Origin of the sequence: Streptomyces sp. NPDC091289, from assembly GCF_044757365.1 — a bacterium.
In the GTDB taxonomy this organism is placed as follows: domain Bacteria; phylum Actinomycetota; class Actinomycetes; order Streptomycetales; family Streptomycetaceae; genus Streptomyces.
In genome coordinates this window covers 181,377-198,344 of record NZ_JBIVUT010000008.1, presented here as the reverse complement: position 1 = coordinate 198,344, position 16,968 = coordinate 181,377, and the positions used below count along the sequence as shown (strand labels likewise).

At 69.7% G+C, this 16,968-nt stretch carries 13 protein-coding genes and 1 tRNA gene; 10 read left to right on the top strand and 4 right to left on the bottom strand.

All coding sequences use genetic code 11. From position 1 onward, the window contains the following. Positions 1-11 precede the first annotated feature (11 nt). The 5 genes from ACIQPT_RS13010 to ACIQPT_RS12990 all read left to right on the top strand — a co-directional run bounded on the left by ACIQPT_RS13010 (position 12) and on the right by ACIQPT_RS12990 (position 5,708). The gene (locus ACIQPT_RS13010) at positions 12-1,322 is read left to right on the top strand and encodes an MFS transporter (RefSeq protein WP_401155434.1); all 1,311 of its coding nucleotides are present in this window, start codon (positions 12-14) and stop codon (positions 1,320-1,322) included. A gap of 38 nt (positions 1,323-1,360) precedes the next feature. Continuing rightward, positions 1,361-2,701 carry a PLP-dependent aminotransferase family protein gene (locus ACIQPT_RS13005; protein WP_401155432.1) on the top strand — a complete coding sequence of 447 codons (1,341 nt, stop codon included), beginning with the start codon at positions 1,361-1,363 and terminating at the stop codon, positions 2,699-2,701. Between the two features lie 29 nt (positions 2,702-2,730). Continuing rightward, positions 2,731-3,972 (top strand): cytochrome P450, encoded by a 1,242-nt coding sequence (locus tag ACIQPT_RS13000; RefSeq protein ID WP_401155431.1) that lies wholly within the window; start codon positions 2,731-2,733, stop codon positions 3,970-3,972. Between the two features lie 162 nt (positions 3,973-4,134). Then, a complete protein-coding gene (locus tag ACIQPT_RS12995; protein ID WP_401155429.1) occupies positions 4,135-5,160 on the top strand; it encodes a hypothetical protein in 1,026 nt (341 codons plus the stop codon). Positions 5,161-5,279: 119 nt separating this feature from the next. Beyond that, positions 5,280-5,708: a hypothetical protein gene (locus tag ACIQPT_RS12990; RefSeq protein WP_401155427.1), complete on the top strand. Its 429-nt coding sequence runs from the start codon at positions 5,280-5,282 to the stop codon at positions 5,706-5,708. Positions 5,709-6,085: 377 nt separating this feature from the next. Here ACIQPT_RS12990 and ACIQPT_RS12985 read toward each other — a convergent pair whose 3' ends face one another. Beyond that, the gene (locus tag ACIQPT_RS12985) at positions 6,086-7,492 is read right to left on the bottom strand and encodes a cystathionine beta-synthase (protein WP_401155426.1); all 1,407 of its coding nucleotides are present in this window, start codon (positions 7,490-7,492) and stop codon (positions 6,086-6,088) included. A 159-nt stretch (positions 7,493-7,651) separates the two neighbouring features. Between ACIQPT_RS12985 and ACIQPT_RS12980 the strand changes: the two genes are divergently transcribed. The 3 genes from ACIQPT_RS12980 to ACIQPT_RS12970 all read left to right on the top strand — a co-directional run bounded on the left by ACIQPT_RS12980 (position 7,652) and on the right by ACIQPT_RS12970 (position 11,238). Beyond that, the gene (locus ACIQPT_RS12980; protein WP_401155580.1) at positions 7,652-8,653 is read left to right on the top strand and encodes an SGNH/GDSL hydrolase family protein; all 1,002 of its coding nucleotides are present in this window, start codon (positions 7,652-7,654) and stop codon (positions 8,651-8,653) included. Between the two features lie 159 nt (positions 8,654-8,812). Then, positions 8,813-10,033 carry an acetyl-CoA C-acetyltransferase gene (locus ACIQPT_RS12975; RefSeq protein ID WP_401155425.1) on the top strand — a complete coding sequence of 407 codons (1,221 nt, stop codon included), beginning with the start codon at positions 8,813-8,815 and terminating at the stop codon, positions 10,031-10,033. Between the two features lie 320 nt (positions 10,034-10,353). After that, positions 10,354-11,238 (top strand): hypothetical protein, encoded by an 885-nt coding sequence (locus tag ACIQPT_RS12970; RefSeq protein WP_401155423.1) that lies wholly within the window; start codon positions 10,354-10,356, stop codon positions 11,236-11,238. 18 nt (positions 11,239-11,256) lie between these two features. On the opposite strand, the gene ACIQPT_RS12965 is transcribed toward ACIQPT_RS12970, so the two are convergent. The 3 genes from ACIQPT_RS12965 to ACIQPT_RS12955 form a co-directional block, all read right to left on the bottom strand. Beyond that, positions 11,257-11,574, bottom strand: coding sequence for a hypothetical protein (locus ACIQPT_RS12965; RefSeq protein ID WP_401155421.1), 318 nt, complete (start codon positions 11,572-11,574; stop codon positions 11,257-11,259). Positions 11,575-11,711: 137 nt separating this feature from the next. Next, positions 11,712-12,593 carry a Bax inhibitor-1/YccA family protein gene (locus ACIQPT_RS12960; RefSeq protein WP_401155420.1) on the bottom strand — a complete coding sequence of 294 codons (882 nt, stop codon included), beginning with the start codon at positions 12,591-12,593 and terminating at the stop codon, positions 11,712-11,714. Positions 12,594-12,811: 218 nt separating this feature from the next. Continuing rightward, positions 12,812-12,897: transfer RNA gene (locus tag ACIQPT_RS12955), tRNA-Leu, on the bottom strand. A 603-nt stretch (positions 12,898-13,500) separates the two neighbouring features. On the opposite strand from ACIQPT_RS12955, the gene ACIQPT_RS12950 reads away from it, so the two are divergent. Then, positions 13,501-14,271, top strand: coding sequence for an ABC transporter ATP-binding protein (locus ACIQPT_RS12950; RefSeq protein ID WP_398360491.1), 771 nt, complete (start codon positions 13,501-13,503; stop codon positions 14,269-14,271). A 65-nt stretch (positions 14,272-14,336) separates the two neighbouring features. Next, positions 14,337-16,871 carry an ABC transporter permease gene (locus ACIQPT_RS12945; protein ID WP_401155418.1) on the top strand — a complete coding sequence of 845 codons (2,535 nt, stop codon included), beginning with the start codon at positions 14,337-14,339 and terminating at the stop codon, positions 16,869-16,871. The last annotated feature ends 97 nt before the right edge of the window (positions 16,872-16,968 follow it).

The window sequence follows — 16,968 nt, the reverse complement described above, 5'->3', positions numbered from 1 at the left end:
TCAGGAGAATCGTGAATTTCATCAAGAAGAACAAGGAGCCCCAGCCTCCCCTGGGCAGCAACTTCAACAAGGTGTGGGGGGCCATGATCGGCTCCTCCCTGGGCGATGGCATTCAGTTGGCCGCGCTTCCTCTGCTGGCGATCCAACTGACCACTGACCCGCTGCTCATCGGTGCGGTCGGCGCCATCGGCATGCTGCCCTGGCTCCTGCTCGGGCTGCCGGCCGGAGCGCTGGTGGACCGGTGGGACCGGAGGAAGGTGATGCTGAATTCGGACATCATCCGGTTCGCCGTCATCTCCCTGCTCGCGGTCGCCGTCATGACCGACAACGCGAGCATCCTGCTGCTGATCGTGGCGGGATTCACCATGGGATGTGGAGACGTCTTCTTCGACATCTCCGCACAGTCCGTCATGCCGGTGGTCACGTCCGGGGACCAGGCGCTCATTCGGGCCAACAGCCGGGTCTCCGCGGCCCAGATCAACGGTGAACAGCTCGCGGGTCCCCCGCTCGGCGGTTTCCTCTTCTCGATGTCCCGTTCCGTGCCCTTCGTGGCCAACGCGCTGTCCTACTTGATCAGCGCCATTTTCGTGGCTTCGCTCAAGGGCGACTTCGGGAACGCGCCGACCGCCGAGCCGGCCCGCCGAAACCTTCGCGCCGAGATCGCGGAAGGCCTGCGCTGGCTGCTGAAGCACCGCGTCCTGCGCACGCTGGCCGCCACCGCCGCCGTCGGCAACCTCGTCTTCACCGCGAAGATGGCACTGCTCGTCCTGCTGGCCAAGGATCAGCTCGGCCTCGGTGAGATCGGCTACGGGCTCCTGCTGAGCTCCACCGCGGTCGGCGCCTTCATCGGCAGCTTCCTGGCTTCCTCGATCTCCAAGAGGATCCAGGTCGGCACCATGCGGTGCGTCGGCATGACCGTCGAGGGGCTGGCGATCGTCGGGCTCGGTCTGAGCGAGGACCCCTGGGTCGCCGGCGCGATGATGGCCATCGTCGGCCTCTCCATGAGTGTCCAGATCGTCGTCGTCGGGTCGCTGCGCCAGCGTCTCGCCCCTGCGGCGATCCGTGGCCGTGTGCTCTCCGCCAGCCGGTTGATCTCCCTCCTGGGAGCCCCCTTCGGCGGTGTCCTCGGCGGCTTCCTCGCGGGTGCGATCAGTCTGCAGGCACCGTTCATCCTGGGCGGCCTCCTGATGGTGCTGGTGGCCCTGGCCAGCCTGCCCGCCCTGAGCAACCGCTCCATCCAGAAGGCGATGGAGGAAGCCTCCGCGACCGCTGAGGCCGAAGAGCCTCCCGCCACGGCAGCGGCCCAGGGCACGTCGAAGTAGTCGCGGGATCGCCGGTCCCCCTAGGAATGCGAGGTTGCATGAACGACAGCGGAGTGGAACTCCTGGCCGCCGACCTGAGCACGGATCGACTGCACACTGCGCTCCGGGATCCGGCGCTCGCCTCCATGAACTTCCTGAACGAGGTGGCCAACCGGTTCCCCGAGAGCATTTCGCTCGCCCCCGGCCGGCCCAGTGAAGATTTCTACGACGTCGAGGATCTTCCCCGGTATCTCCGGATCTTCTGCGACTACCTCGCGACCGAGAAGGGCGCGGACGAAGCACTCGTACGCCGCACGCTTTTCCAGTACGGCCGGACCAAGGGCATCATTTCCGACCTGCTCGCCCGGCATCTCTCCTGTGACGAGGGCATCGACGTCGACCCGGAGTCGATCGTCGTGACGGTCGGCTGCCAGGAGGCGATGTTCCTGGTACTCCGCGCTCTGCGCGTGGACGAGCGGGACGTCGTGCTTTCGGTCTCGCCGGGCTACGTCGGACTGACCGGCGCGGCGAGGCTGGTGGACATGCCCGTCTGGCCGGTACGGGAGAACGAGCACGGAATCGACCTCGACCACCTGGTCGAGCAGATAGAGGCGGTGCGGGCCGCGGGCAAGCGGCCGCGCGCCTTCTATCTCGTCCCGGACTTCGCCAATCCCTCCGGCGCCAGCCTCGACCTGGAGACCAGGCAGAAACTGCTCGGCATCGCGGCCGAGTACGACCTGCTGCTCCTCGAGGACAATCCGTACGGTCTGTTCCAGTCCGAGGGCGGTACGCGGCTGCCCACACTCAAGGCCCTCGACACTTCACGACAGGTGATCTATCTCGGCTCGCTCTCCAAGACCTGCTTTCCCGGGGCCAGGATCGGCTTCGTCGTCGCGAATCAGCACGTGGCCGGCGCGGACGGGGAGTCCACGCTCTTCGCGGACGAGCTGTCGAAGATCAAAAGCATGGTCACCGTCAACACCCCGCCCGTGGCCCAGGCCGTAGCGGGAGGAAGTCTGCTGGAGCACGGCTGCAGTCTGGTCGAGGCGAACACCCGGGAAATCCAGCTCTACAGCCGAAATCTTCGGCTGCTGCTGGCGGGGATGGACCGACGGTTCCCGCAGGGCGGGAACCACCGGGTCTCCTGGAACACGCCCGGCGGTGGATTCTTCGTGGTGGTCACCGTTCCGTTCACCGCCGACGAAGCCGCACTGGAATACGGGGCCGACAAGTACGGCGTGCTGTGGACGCCCATGAGCCATTTCTACGACGGCAGCGGCGGCGAAAATCAACTGCGTCTTTCGGTGAGCGTGGTTTCGCCGGACGAGATCGAAACCGGACTGGACCGCCTGGCGATGCTGATCGCCGACCTTTCCGACAAGGAAATACCTACACAGTAGTCACCAGTTACGAAGTCCAGGAGATTTCCATGCCGAATACAGGCACATTCACCGACGACCTCTACAGCGTGAACCTGACGGACCCGAGCACCTTCCTGCGCCCCGACATGGAAGATTTCTGGCGGCACGTCCGGGCCGAGGAGCCCGTTTATCTGCACCCGGCCACGGACAGCGGGCCGCCGTTCTGGGTGGTGTCCCGGCATGCCGACGTCCTGACCGTTCTCCAGGACCCCGAGCACTTCAGTTCGCGGTCCGGGAACATGCTGTCCTCGCTGCACAAGCCCGGCGGGGACCCGGCGGCCGGCATCAACCTGGCGCTCACGGATGCGCCGCGCCACAACGCCATGCGGACGATCCTGCTGAAGGCGTTCAGTCCCCGGACCCGCAAGATGGTGACGGACAAGCTGCAGCAGAGGGTCGACCAGCTCCTCGGCGGCGCCGCCGGCACCGGGACCTTCGACTTCGCCAAGGAGGTCGCGGACGTGGTCCCCATGGGGACGATCTGCGATCTCCTCGGCTTTCCGCCGGAAGACCACAAGTACCTGCTCGATCTGAGCCGGGACGCGCTCAGCACGGACGAGGAAGGGCAGAGCGAGGAGGACTTCTGGCTCTCCCGCAACGAACTCCTCGTCTACTGCCAGGAGATCATCGAGGCCCGGCGCGAGGATCCGCAGGACGACCTGATCAGCGCCATGGCCACCTGCGAGATCAACGGTGAGCCGATGACCGACGACGAGGTGGTCGTCAACTGCTACGGGTTCATCCTCGCGGGAGACCACACCAGCCGCCTGGCCATGGTCGGCACCCTGCTCGCCTTCTCCCAGCACCCCGACCAGTGGCAGGCGTTGAAGGAGGGCCGCGTCCCGATAGCCGCCGCGGTCGAGGAGATCCTGCGCTGGACGACTCCGTCGATGCACATGGGCCGTACCGCGACGGCCGATGTCACGGTCGGCGGCCGGACGATCCGCGAAGGCGACCACGTCATCCTCTGGAACACCTCCGCCAACCGTGACGAGGCCACCTTCCGGGATCCGCAGAGTTTCGACCTGGCGAGGACCCCCAACAAGCACCTGAGCTTCGGGTCAGGCCCGCACTTCTGCTTCGGCTCGTACCTCGGGCGGGCCGAGATCACCGCCGTGCTGAAGACCCTCTGCGGCAGCGTGGACCGGATCGAGCTCATGGGTGATCCCAAGCCGCTCTACTCGACGTTCCTCCGCGGATACAGCAGCCTGCCGGTCTCCCTCACTCCCGGTGGATCCATTGCGGGATGACCGGCCTTTCCTTCCTGTCGTTCCGGATCACGGACATTCCGTTCAACTCGAGGAGTAAGTGCAGTGACTGAGGTCGAGATACCAGTCCCTCATGCGGATGTTTCCCCCCTCCACCTGCTGAAGGCGGAGCAGCTGCCCGCCTCGAGAAGCACCATCGCCGGCATGATGAACCAGCGGACCGCGGACGCTGTACGGACCGTCGTCGACATCACCGGGCAGGTCTCCGACCGGAAGGCGTTGGCCGCCGTCGACGCGGCCCTGGCCTGCCTGTCCGCACCGGCCGTCCCCACCGAGTACACCGACGCGGAGCGGCGTTCGCTGGCGGAGGACCTGTACGAGGAACACGACCTCTTCTTCGGCGCGATCAGGGTCACCGGCAATCCGGTGGAGACGTTCGCCCGCACCGTGCTCGAAGCCCTCCGCAGCCATCTCCACGACGCCCTTTCGGCCGGATCGGGCCTCTGCAGCGGTGAACGGGCGCAACTGCGTGAGGCGTTCCTGGTTCCTTTCCACGCGTTGTGGCGTACCGGGGTGGCCGGCACACCGTTCGCGTACGCGGCGCGCGCCCGCACGCCGGGGACGGACCCGGGCGCCGGGGTCGACGACGTGCAGGTCGACCCCCTGGTCCGCTGGCGCCTCGGTCACCAGGTGTTCTTCGCGCTCATCCAGGCGCTGATCGTGTCGGTCGGCTGTCTCGAGGAATCCCTCAGGGACGACGCGGAGGACGTCGAGGGCGCCTGCCGGCTGCTCGAGGACGCCACAGCGCTGATGACCGGGTCCGGTACGGCGATGCGGTACGCCGGCGATTTCACCCGCACCCACTACACGGACGCCGTACGTCCCGCGATGATGCCGCCGCACATCAACGCCAAGTTCAGCGGTCTGCAATTGCGTGACCACCGGGTACTGCTCAAGTTGATCAGCCGGGTCAAGCCGTTGCTCGCGTCGCCCGCCCCGGCCGTCGACAAGTCGTACGGGCTGCTCCTCGACGCGATGTCGACGGCCTACGACGCACACATCTCGGTCTGTTCGAGGTTCGGCGGCGATCGCGAATCGAGTCTCCGCACGCCCGGCTCCCCGGTTCCCGCGGCGAAGGTTCTCGAGCGGTTCCGCGACCGGCGGGTCAGGGCCGCCACGCCGGACCGGCCGGCGGAGTCCGGTGATCCTCGACCGGGTCCTGGGCACTGAGCGGCGCGGCCGGGCCGGACAGCTCCGGCGCCGGCTCTCACCGACAGTGGGGCTAGCCCCACGGAATGCGGGGGCTAGCCCTACTGTCGGCGGTTCCCCGGCTCCGTACCGTGGTGGGCATGGAAGCCCGTGACCCCGAGCTCAAGAAGGAGCTCGCCGCCACCCTCCAGGCCCGTGGCGAGCTCGGCGCGGAGTACGAGACCGCGCTCATCGACTCGTTCCTGGAGAAGGTCGAGCAGCGCCTCGACACCACGCTCGACCGCCGGGTCCGCCGTCAGCTCGCCGAGCAGCAGACGACCGTCGCCCGGGGTGCGGCGCGTCCGGCGGAGCCGGGGAGCTTCGCGGAGCGGCACGGCCTGGGAATCGTCTCGATGATCATGGCGATCCCGTTGTCCGCGATCGGCGTCGCGAACGCCGGGATCGAGGGGCTGATCGTGGCCTGGCTCGGCATCGTCGGCGTCAACGCGTTCCAGGCGGCGCGGGATGGCGGTCTGTTCCGCCGCCGGGACGAGCGTGACCGGCGCGCGCCGTCCGACTGGAAGGACTGAGCCCGCCGCCGAGGACTCCCGGGGCACGGCAGGGGCCCCGGAACACGACAGCGCGGCCGGACCCACGGGGGAGTCCGGCCGCGCCGGTGTGTGCGGAAGTATGTCGCGGGGACCGCCGCACCCCCGGTCGCCCGGGGGGCGGGACGACGACGGTCCCCGCGAGGGACGCGGTCCGGGTCAGGGCCGGATACCCGCGTCCGGGCGACGGTGGAGGTCCGGGAGCCGCTCCGTAGTCCGGTGTCGCCGTTCTGGGTGCCGGCGGGTTTCCCTGCCGACACCCACCAATGTGCCGGAGCCGTGTTAAGCGGGTGCTGCGCGGACATGACGCGCTCGTACCGTTTTCGCGAAGCCCCGCCCCGAGGCGTCCTCCCGGACCGTCAGGCCTTCGCCGTACCCGCGTCCTTGGCGAGGAACGCCAGCAGGTCCTGCCTGCTCACGACGCCCTTGGGCTTGCCCTCGACGAGCACGATCGCCGCGTCGGCCCCGTTCGTGCCGCTGAGCACGGCCATCAGGTCCTCGACCGGTTCGCCGGAGCCGACCTGCGGCAGCGGCGCCGACATGTGCTTCTCCAGCGGGTCGGTCAGCGAGGCGCGCTGGGTGAACAGCGCGTCCAGCAGCTGCCGCTCCACGACGGAGCCGATGACCTCGGCGGCCATCACGTCCGGGTGGCCGGCGCCCGGCTTCACGATCGGCATCTGGGAGACGCCGTACTCGCGGAGCACGTCGATGGCCTCGCCGACCGTCTCCTCCGGGTGCATGTGGACGAGGGAGGGCATCGGGCCCTCCTTGAAGTCCAGGACCGCGCCGACGTTGGCGGAGGTGCCGGTGTTCTCCAGGAAGCCGTAGTCGGCCATCCACTCGTCGTTGAAGATCTTGCTGAGGTAGCCGCGCCCGCTGTCGGGGAGCAGCACCACGACGACGTCCTCGGGGCCGAGCCGCTTGGCGACCTCCAGGGCGCCGACGACCGCCATGCCGCAGGAGCCGCCGACGAGCAGCCCCTCCTCCTTGGCGAGCCGGCGCGTCATCTGGAAGGAGTCCTTGTCGGACACCGCGACGATCTCGTCGGTGACGTTGCGGTCGTAGGCGCTCGGCCAGAAGTCCTCGCCGACGCCCTCGACCAGATACGGACGGCCGGAGCCGCCGGAGTAGACCGAGCCCTCCGGGTCCGCGCCGATGACCTGGACCGCGCCGTCGCTGATCTCCTTGAGGAAGCGCCCGGTGCCGCTGATCGTGCCGCCGGTGCCGACGCCCGTGACGAAGTGGGTGATCTTCCCCTCCGTCTGCTCCCACAGTTCGGGACCGGTGGTCTCGTAGTGCGAGCGCGGGTTGTTCGGGTTGGAGTACTGGTCCGGCTTCCAGGCGCCCGGCGTCTCGGTGACCAGCCGGTCGGAGACGTTGTAGTACGAGTCCGGGTGCTCGGGGTCGACGGCGGTGGGGCAGACGACGACCTCGGCGCCGTACGCGCGCAGCACGTTGATCTTGTCCGTGGACACCTTGTCCGGGCAGACGAAGATGCACTTGTAGCCCTTCTGCTGGGCGACGATGGCGAGGCCGACACCGGTGTTGCCACTGGTCGGCTCGACGATCGTGCCGCCGGGCTTCAGCTCTCCGCTCTGCTCGGCGGCCTCGATCATGCGCAGCGCGATGCGGTCCTTCACCGACCCGCCGGGGTTGAAGTACTCGACCTTGGCCAGGACCGTCGCCTGGATACCTGCCGTGACGTTGCGCAGCCTCACCAGCGGGGTGTTGCCGACAAGACTGATCATCGAATCGTGGAATTGCACCGTGTACTCCGGGATCTCCGAGATGGTCCGGCCCAGAGTATGCGTACAGGACGGACTCCGCGTACGGAAAGGAGTACGCGGAGCCCCTCGCGGGGCAGGTAGGTAGGTGTACGGCTGTACGGCGAGGAGGAGGTGGACCGGACTGTGTCGAGAGCAAGGGTGGCACGGCGGATCGCGGCGGGCGCGGCCTACGGCGGTGGCAGCATCGGGTTGATCGGTGCGGCGGCCGTGGGCGTGTTCCTGGCGGAGGTCCAGCTCGCGAAGAGGCAGGTCGGCGGCGGGACGGCGCCGGTTCCGCCGAGCGCGGACGGACGGTACGGGGTGGCGTTCGCCGGGCCGAACGACCCGATGCGGCTCGGGATGCTCGGGGATTCGACGGCCGCGGGGCAGGGGGTGCGGCGGGCCGGGCACACCCCGGGGGCGCTGCTCGCCTCGGGGCTCGCGGCGGTGGCCGAGCGGCCGGTGGATCTGCGGAACGTGGCCCTGCCGGGGGCCAGGTCGGACGATCTGGAGCGGCAGGTGTCGCTGCTGCTCGCGGATCCGGCGCGGGTCCCGGACGTCTGCGTGATCATGATCGGGGCGAACGACGTCACGCACCGGATGCCCGCGACCCAGTCGGTGCGCTGTCTGACGACGGCGGTGCGCAGGCTGCGGACGGCGGGGGCGGAGGTGGTCGTCGGGACCTGCCCGGACCTGGGCACGATCGAGCCGGTCTACCAGCCGCTGCGCTGGCTGGCCCGGCGGGTGAGCCGGCAGCTGGCGGCCGCGCAGACGATCGGGGCGGTGGAGCAGGGCGGGCGCACGGTGTCGCTGGGCGATCTGCTGGGCCCGGAGTTCGCGGCGAACCCGCGTGAGCTGTTCGGCCCGGACAACTACCACCCCTCCGCCGAGGGCTACGCCACGGCGGCCATGGCGGTGCTGCCCACCCTGTGCGCGGTGCTGGGCCTGTGGCCGGAGACCGACCGGCTGGACGGCGCACGCCGCGAGGACATCCTCCCGGTGGCCAAGGCGGCGTCCCAGGCGGCCCGGGAGGCCGGTACGGAGGTCACGGGGGCCCGCGCCCCCTGGGCGCTCCTCAAGCACCGCAGGCGGCGGCGTCTGCCCGCCTCCACGGAACCCACCCCGCACACGCACCCGGACGCCGCGCACGGTCACGCGTAGGGGCTCGCGGGCCCGGACAGCAACCCACAAGCCTGAGCAAGCGCTTAGAAAAGAGTCCCGCATCACACGGCCTGCCGGGTGACCGTGGCGATACGTCCGGGTAACTTCCAGAGGAGTTCCGCCCGTCCACACAGCCTTCCAGCCCCTTGGAGCCGCGTGATGCCCGAAGCCGTGATCGTCTCTGCCGCCCGTTCGCCGATCGGCCGCGCCTTCAAGGGGTCCCTGAAGGACCTGCGCGCGGACGACCTGACCGCCACGATCATCCAGACCGCGCTGGCCAAGGTCCCCGAGCTGGACCCGAAGGACATCGACGACCTGATGCTGGGCTGCGGTCTGCCCGGCGGCGAGCAGGGCAACAACCTGGGCCGCATCATCGCCGTGCAGATGGGGATGGACCACCTTCCCGGCTGTACGGTCACCCGCTACTGCTCCTCCTCGCTGCAGACCAGCCGGATGGCGCTGCACGCGATCAAGGCGGGCGAGGGCGACGTCTTCATCTCGGCCGGCGTCGAGATGGTGTCCCGCTTCACCAAGGGCAACTCCGACAGCCTGCCGGACACGCACAACCCGCTGTTCGCCGAGGCCGAGGCGCGCACCGCGGCCCGCGCCGAGGAGTCCGGCGCGAGCTGGCACGACCCGCGTGAGGACGGCATCGTCCCGGACGCGTACATCTCGATGGGGCAGACGGCGGAGAACCTGGCCCGGTCCAAGGGCGTCACCCGCCAGGACATGGACGAGTTCGGCGTACGGTCGCAGAACCTCGCCGAGGAAGCCCTGAAGAACGGCTTCTGGGAGCGGGAGATCACCCCGGTCACCACCCCCGACGGCACCGTCGTCTCCAAGGACGACGGCCCGCGCGCGGGCGTCACCCTGGAGGGCGTGCAGGGCCTGAAGCCGGTGTTCCGCCCCGACGGCCTGGTCACCGCGGGCAACTGCTGCCCGCTCAACGACGGCGCCGCGGCCCTGGTGATCATGTCCGACACCAAGGCGCGCGAGCTGGGCCTGACCCCGCTGGCCCGGATCGTCTCCACCGGTGTCTCCGGCCTCTCCCCCGAGATCATGGGTTACGGCCCGGTCGAGGCCAGCAAGCAGGCGCTGAAGCGGGCCGGCCTGACCATCGACGACATCGACCTCGCCGAGCTCAACGAGGCGTTCGCCGCCCAGGTCATCCCCTCCTACCGGGACCTCGGCCTGCCGCTGGACAAGGTCAACGTCAACGGCGGCGCGATCGCGGTCGGCCACCCCTTCGGCATGACCGGCGCCCGCATCACCGGCACGCTGATCAACAGCCTCCAGTTCCACGACAAGCAGTGGGGCCTGGAGACGATGTGCGTGGGCGGCGGCCAGGGCATGGCGATGGTGATCGAGCGGCTGAGCTGAGCCGCAGCGGAGGGTAGGGGTCGCCTGAGGAACGAAGGCGGCACCTGCCCGCAGCGGAGGCGAAGCTCAGCGCGACCACCAGCACGAGCGGCTCAGCTAACCTCGTCGAGCTCCGACCGTGACCGAATCTCCCCCAGGATGTGATCTGCGTCCCGGGGGAGAGTCGTTTTCGCAGGTCAAGCCGGTTTGAGGCTAAACATCGGACCGAAAGACCTGTCCATTTCGTGACGTAATGCACTGACAGCACGTACCGGTACAGGCCAAGCTGATGTAGGAAGTCGGGGGTATCGATTGAAACCGGGAGTATGTCAGTGAGCGCCATGTCATTTGCCCTGTTGCTGACCACCGCCGCTGCCACGGCCGTCGGCGCCGCCGCACTGCACGCCGCTCACGGGCTGCGCAAGCAGGTCGCGGCGCTGCGCACGGAGCTGGCCGCGGGCCACGCTCTCGGCGCATCGGTGCCACCACAGAGCCGCAGTACGGCCACCCCCGCCGAGGAGATACGCACGGCCGTCGCCGAGGCGCTCGCCGAGGAGCGGGAGCGCGAGCTGGCCGAGGCGCGCGCCTTCTGGGCCGCCCAGGAAGCCCGCGACGCCGCCGATGCCCCGTCCCTGCTGGGCGGTCTGTCCGGCCTCGGTGACGACGCCCCGTACTACCTGCCCCGGCAGGCCGACTTCGCCGGTCTGGAGTCGATGGACGCCGAGGCGGCCGAGGCGATGGAGGAGCTCGCGGAGCTCACCGAGCGGACCCTCGCGGAGCACGAGATCGGCGAGCTGACCGACTTTCCGGAGATCGCGGAGATCTCGGAGATCGCGGAGTTCCCCGAGGACTCCCCCGAGCTGGCCGCCGCCCGCCGCCGCCACCCCTCGCACCCGGACTTCGTCCCCGTACAGGCACCCGTGGTCACCGACCACGAGCGCACCGTGAACCGGCTCGAGGAGCTGGCCGGCACCGCGACCGAGCTGACCGATGTGCGGCCCGGCCCGCTGGGCACGCTCGACGTGTACGTCTTCGCCGACGGCACCACGCTCTGCATGACCCCCGGCCACCGCGAGACCGCCGAGCGGCTCGCGGACGCCCTGCGGGCAGGCCGGCAGCCGGTGCTGCTGGGCGGCTCGGGCGTCTCGGGCGCCTATGCGCTGACCTTCTCCTGCGGCGAGGACAACGTGTACATCCTCGCCGACCGCGTCATCGCCTCGTTCTGACCGCCGGGCGCGGGCCGCTCACGCGAAAGCCCGCGCCGCCGCTTCCCCGACATACCGCACGGCCTCGTCCAGCTCCTGGGACGGGGCCGTTTCCAGTGCCACGGCCAGGTCCCGCCCGGCGACGGCGAGCTGGTCGCCCACGGCGAACATCCCGGCGTCCGGCAGCTCACGCGGCTCGGCGTCCGGCCGCTCCAGGCGCTGGGCCCGGGCGGCGAGTTCACGGGCCGCGGCCAGCGCCTCGGCGGCGGCACCGCGCTGGAGGCGGCTCTGCGGGGCCGCGCGCAGCCGGTCGGCGAAACGGTCCACGGCCAGGATCAGGGGCGTCGTATCGAGCACCCGGCCGACCCTACGCGCCTCTCCCGCACGGTCGCACCGGAGGGCGGAACGCGGAACGGCCCGCAGGCGCGATGCCTGCGGGCCGTTCCGGTGCGTTCCCGCGCTGCGGGTACTACGGGTACTACGCGTGCGGCCGGTCAGTCGTCGCCGCTGAGGATCGCGACCAGGCGCAGCATCTCGATGTAGATCCACACCAGGGTCACGGTGAGGCCGAAGGCCGCCAGCCAGGACTCCTCGCGCGGAGCGCCGTACGCGATGCCGTCCTCGATCTGCTTGAAGTTCAGGGCGAGGATGGCCGCACCGATGACGATGGCCACGATGCCGAAGATGACGCCGAGCGGGCCGCTGCGGAAGCCGAGGCCGTCGCCGCCGCCGAACACGGCGAACAGGAGGTTGACCATCATCAGCAGCATGAAGCCGATGGCGGCCGCCATCACGAAGCCGTAGAAGCGGCGCGTGACCCGGATCAGTCCGGTGCGGTAGGCGATCAGCACACCGACGAAGACCGCCATGGTGCCGAGCACCGCCTGCATCGCCGCCCCGGGGGCGACGTACATGCTGACGATGTTGCTGACGATGCCGAGGAACACACCCTCGAACGCCGCGTACGTCAGGATCAGCGGCGGCGAGGGCCGGCGCTTGAACGAGTTGACCAGCGACAGCACGAAGCCGATGATCGCGGCGCCGATGGCGACGCCGTAGGCGCTGCCGAGGTTCGCCTGGTCGACCGGCATGATCCACCAGGCGGCGGCCGCGGCCACGATCACGGTGCCGAGCGTCATCGCCGTACGCGTCACCACGTCGTCGATGGTCATCACGTCGGGACGGGCGGGGGCCTGCGGGGCGCCCTGGGTGTCCGTCTGCGCGTAGGGGTTGGTGGCGTACGGGTTGGCGGCGGTGCCCTGTGCGTACGGGTTGCCCGTCGCGGGGGCCCCGGCCTGCGGCGGCGCGTTGAAGCCCGCGTGGCCGTTGTCGCGGCTGAACCCCCGTCGCGAGAAGACCGGGTTGCTGCTCCTCATCTCACTCCTCCATGGCCACACTGCGTGGCCTTGACAGTAAGAGTAATGGGTAGGCAAAAGAATCACCCTAGTGCCCGGGGAGGATCTTTGCGGCAGCCCGCGGCGGGGTCCCGCGGAAGGCCCGGGAGGGCCGTCGTACGAGGGTCCGGGGGCCGGGATCCCGGGAACCGGCCGCCGGTCACGGTCTGGGCCGTCCGGGTCACGCACGGTGCGGCGCGTGGTGCCCGGAGCCGGACTCGAACCGGCACGCCCCCGAGGGGCAGCGAGGTTTAAGCTCGCCGTGTCTACGTTCCACCATCCGGGCGTGCCGCGCGGCTCCGCGTCTGGCTACCGACCCTATCCGGGGACGTCCCTCGATCAGCGGAACAGTGGCGCGATGTTGTCTTATTTTATTGACCGCTTGAGGGGCCGTCAGCACATCCGGCCGGGCTGACCACACGCCCGCGGCCGATCATGGGCGGTCGGCGCACCGCACGGGAATGACGGAAAGTCGCCGCACTCGTACGGCCCAACGCGCCAGGTCCGCGCCAGCCCTCGCCAGGGCGTCCGCCACCCTCGGGTCCGACGCCGCTCCGGGAGGGGCCCGCCCACCGCCGCTAAGGCCGCCGCGGCCGCTCCCCGCCCACGCCCGTGCGCCCTCACGCCGGGTGACCGTGGAGCGGTGTCCACGACTCCGGTCAGGGTCGATGTCATACCCGAGGAGGACGGATCCACGCCTGCGATGCGACTCAAGAGGGCCCCGGGAACGGGCATCGGGAGTGACGACCCGGCGCGATCGGGACGTAAGGATGGAGTAAGACCCACCGGCCCCTCGATTGCCGGTGGGTCCAAGTCCCCGAGGCATGGCGTCAGCGCCCGTCTCAGCACGGCCCATGACATCCGCATCATCCGAACCAGGAGCGTCCCTGTGACCACCACCCCCACCGTTCACCGCGCCACCGCGGTGGCTGCCCGCGCCACGGAGCTGTCGAAGGTCTACGGCGAGGGCGAGACGCAGGTCATCGCCCTGGACCGGGTGACCGTGGACTTCCCGCAGGGCGAGTTCACGGCGATCATGGGCCCCTCGGGATCCGGCAAGTCGACGCTGATGCACTGCGTCGCCGGCCTCGACAGCTTCAGCAGCGGTTCGGTGCGCATCGGCGACACCGAGCTGTCCACGCTGAAGGACAAGCAGCTCACGCAGTTGCGCCGGGACAAGATCGGCTTCATCTTCCAGGCGTTCAACCTGCTGCCGACGCTCACCGCGCTGGAGAACATCACCCTGCCGATGGACATCGCGGGCCGTAAGCCGGACGCCGCGTGGCTCCAGAAGGTCATCGACATGGTGGGGCTCTCGGAGCGGCTGAAGCACCGCCCGACCGAGCTCTCCGGCGGACAGCAGCAGCGCGTCGCCGTGGCCCGCGCCCTGGCCTCGCAGCCCGAGATCATCTTCGGTGACGAGCCGACCGGAAACCTGGACTCCCGCTCCGGCGCCGAGGTCCTCGGCTTCCTGCGCAACTCGGTGCGCGAGCTGGGCCAGACCGTGGTGATGGTCACGCACGACCCGGTGGCCGCCTCCTACGCGGACCGGGTCATCTTCCTCGCGGACGGTGCGGTCGTCGACCAGATGATGCACCCGACCGCCGACGGGGTCCTCGACCGGATGAAGGCGTTCGACGCGAAGGGCCGCACGAGCTGACGCGTACGGCCCGAGGCCGCCGCGTCCCCGACCCCCTTCCGGAACCCATCCCAGGACTCACAGACATGTTCCGTACCGCCCTGCGCAATGTGCTCTCGCACAAGGCCAGGCTGCTGATGACCGTGCTCGCCGTCATGCTCGGCGTAGCGTTCGTCTCCGGCACCCTGGTCTTCACCGACACCCTCGGCAACGCCTTCCGCAACCAGTCCGCCAAGAGCTACGACAACGTCGCCGTCTCCGTGGAGACGTACGCCGGCGACCGCGACGAGAAGACCCCCGGCATCGACGAGGCCACCCTGGAGAAGATCCGGGGCCTGGACGGCGTGGCCTCCGCCACCGGGCGGGTCTCCGGCTTCGCCGGGGTCGCCGACCCGGACGGCAAGCTGATCGGCAACGGCTGGTCCAACACCGGTGCGAACTTCGCCCCCGGCAAGGACGGCAAGGACGCGAGTTACGTCTTCACCGACGGCTCGGGCCCGGCGAAGAACGGCTCGGTCGCCCTCGACAAGGACACCGCGAGCAAGGGCAAGTACCGCGTCGGCGACCCGGTGCGGGTCGCGACCAACGGCCCGGTGAAGGAGTACACCCTCTCGGGGATCTTCACCACCGAGGACGGCGCGGTCAACGCGGGCGGCAGCCTCGTGCTGTTCGACACCCCGACCGCCCAGAAGCTCTACCTGAAGCCCGGCGTCTTCAAGGACGCCACCGTCGCCGCCGCGGGCGGTGTCTCCGACCAGAAGCTGCTGGACGCGATCACCCCGCTGCTGCCCGAGGACGCGACCGCGCAGACCGGCAAGGCGCTGGCGGAACAGCAGGCGAAGGACATCGAGTCCGGGCTGTCCAGCCTCAACGCCATGCTGCTGGCCTTCGCGGGCATCGCACTGTTCGTCGGCATCTTCCTCATCGCCAACACCTTCACCATGCTGATCGCCCAGCGGACCCGTGAGCTGGCCCTGATGCGGGCCATCGGCGCCTCCCGCCGCCAGATCAAGCGCTCGGTGCTGCTGGAGGCCGCCGTCGTCGGCACGATCGCCTCCATCATCGGCTTCGCCCTCGGCCTGGGCCTCGCCACCGGCCTGCGCTCCGCGATGGGGCTCCTGGGCGGCAAGATTCCCGCCGGGCCGCTGATCGTCTCGCCGACCGCCGTCATCTCCGCGTTCGCGGTCGGTGTCCTGATCACCGTGCTGGCCGCCTGGCTGCCCGCCCGCCGGGCCGCGAAGATCGCCCCGGTGGCCGCGATGAGCAGCGTGCACGCCGCCGCCTCCACCAAGTCCCTGGTCGTCCGGAACTCCATCGGCGGCGTGATCGCCCTGCTCGGCGCCGCGGGGATCGTCGGCGGCGCGGCGGCCGGCGGCACCTCCGGCCGGCAGCTGGTCGCGGGCGGCGCGTTCTTCGCGCTGATCGGCATCATCATCCTGATCCCGCTGCTCTCCCGCCCGGTCATCGCCCTGGTCCGGCCGCTGCTGAAGAAGCTGTTCGGCGTCTCCGGGAAGCTGGCCTCGCAGAACGCGGTCCGCAACCCGCGGCGTACCGGAGCCACCGCCTCCGCTCTGGCCATCGGGCTGACCCTGGTCACCGGCATCTCGGTGCTCGGCGTCACCCTCGGCCAGGCCATCGACAAGATGACCACGGACAACATCAAGGCCGACTACATGGTCACGATGGCCAGCGGCGACGCGCTCGACCAGTCCGCGCTCGACGCCCTGACGAAGGCCGACGGCGTCTCCGCGCTCTCCCCGCAGCAGTCGGCCTGGTTCGAGGTCGACGGTGACTACCACTCGGCCTCCGGCGTCACCCCGGGCGACATGGAGAAGGTCTTCTCGCTGACGACCGTCTCCGGTTCGCTCGGCTCGCTGAAGGACGGCCAGGTCGCGGTCGGCTCCAAGACCGCGAAGTCCAACGGCTGGAAGACCGGCGACACACTGCCGGTGAAGTTCGACGACGAGAAGAAGGGCAAGCTGACGGTCGGGGCCGTCTACGAGGAGAACGAGTTCCTCTCCCCCTTCCTCATCCCGAAGGAGCTGGCGGACGAGCACAGCGCCTCCTCGCGCCCCGACATCCGCGAGATCTGGATCAAGACGGACGGCGGCGCGAGCAAGGCCAACGAGCAGTCCATCGTGAACGCGCTCGGCGACAACCCGGCGATGAACGTCATGGACCGGCAGGACATCCGTGACATGTTCGGCGGCTTCATCAACACCGCCCTGAACATCATGTACGGGCTGCTCGCCATGGCCCTGCTGATCGCGGTCCTCGGGGTCGTCAACACCCTCGCGATGTCGGTGTTCGAGCGGCAGCAGGAGATCGGCATGCTCCGCGCGATCGGTCTCGACCGGGGCCGCGTCAAGCGGATGATCCGTCTGGAGGCCGTCGTCATCTCGGTCTTCGGCGCGGTGATCGGGATCGGCCTGGGCGTCTTCCTCGGCTGGGCGATCGGCCGGACCCTGTCCGCCGACATCCCCGGCTACGCCCTGGTCATCCCGTGGGACCGGCTCGGCGTCTTCCTGCTCCTGGCCGGCCTGGTGGGCGTCCTCGCCTCGCTGTGGCCCGCCCGCAGCGCCGCGAAGCTCAACATGCTGACGGCGATCAAGACGGAGTAGCGACCGCGGGTCCCGGGGCCGGGACGCAGGGGACGACGAGGGGCCGGTGCACCGCGGGAAAGCGGTACACCGGCCCCTCGCCCATGCCCTACGGGTA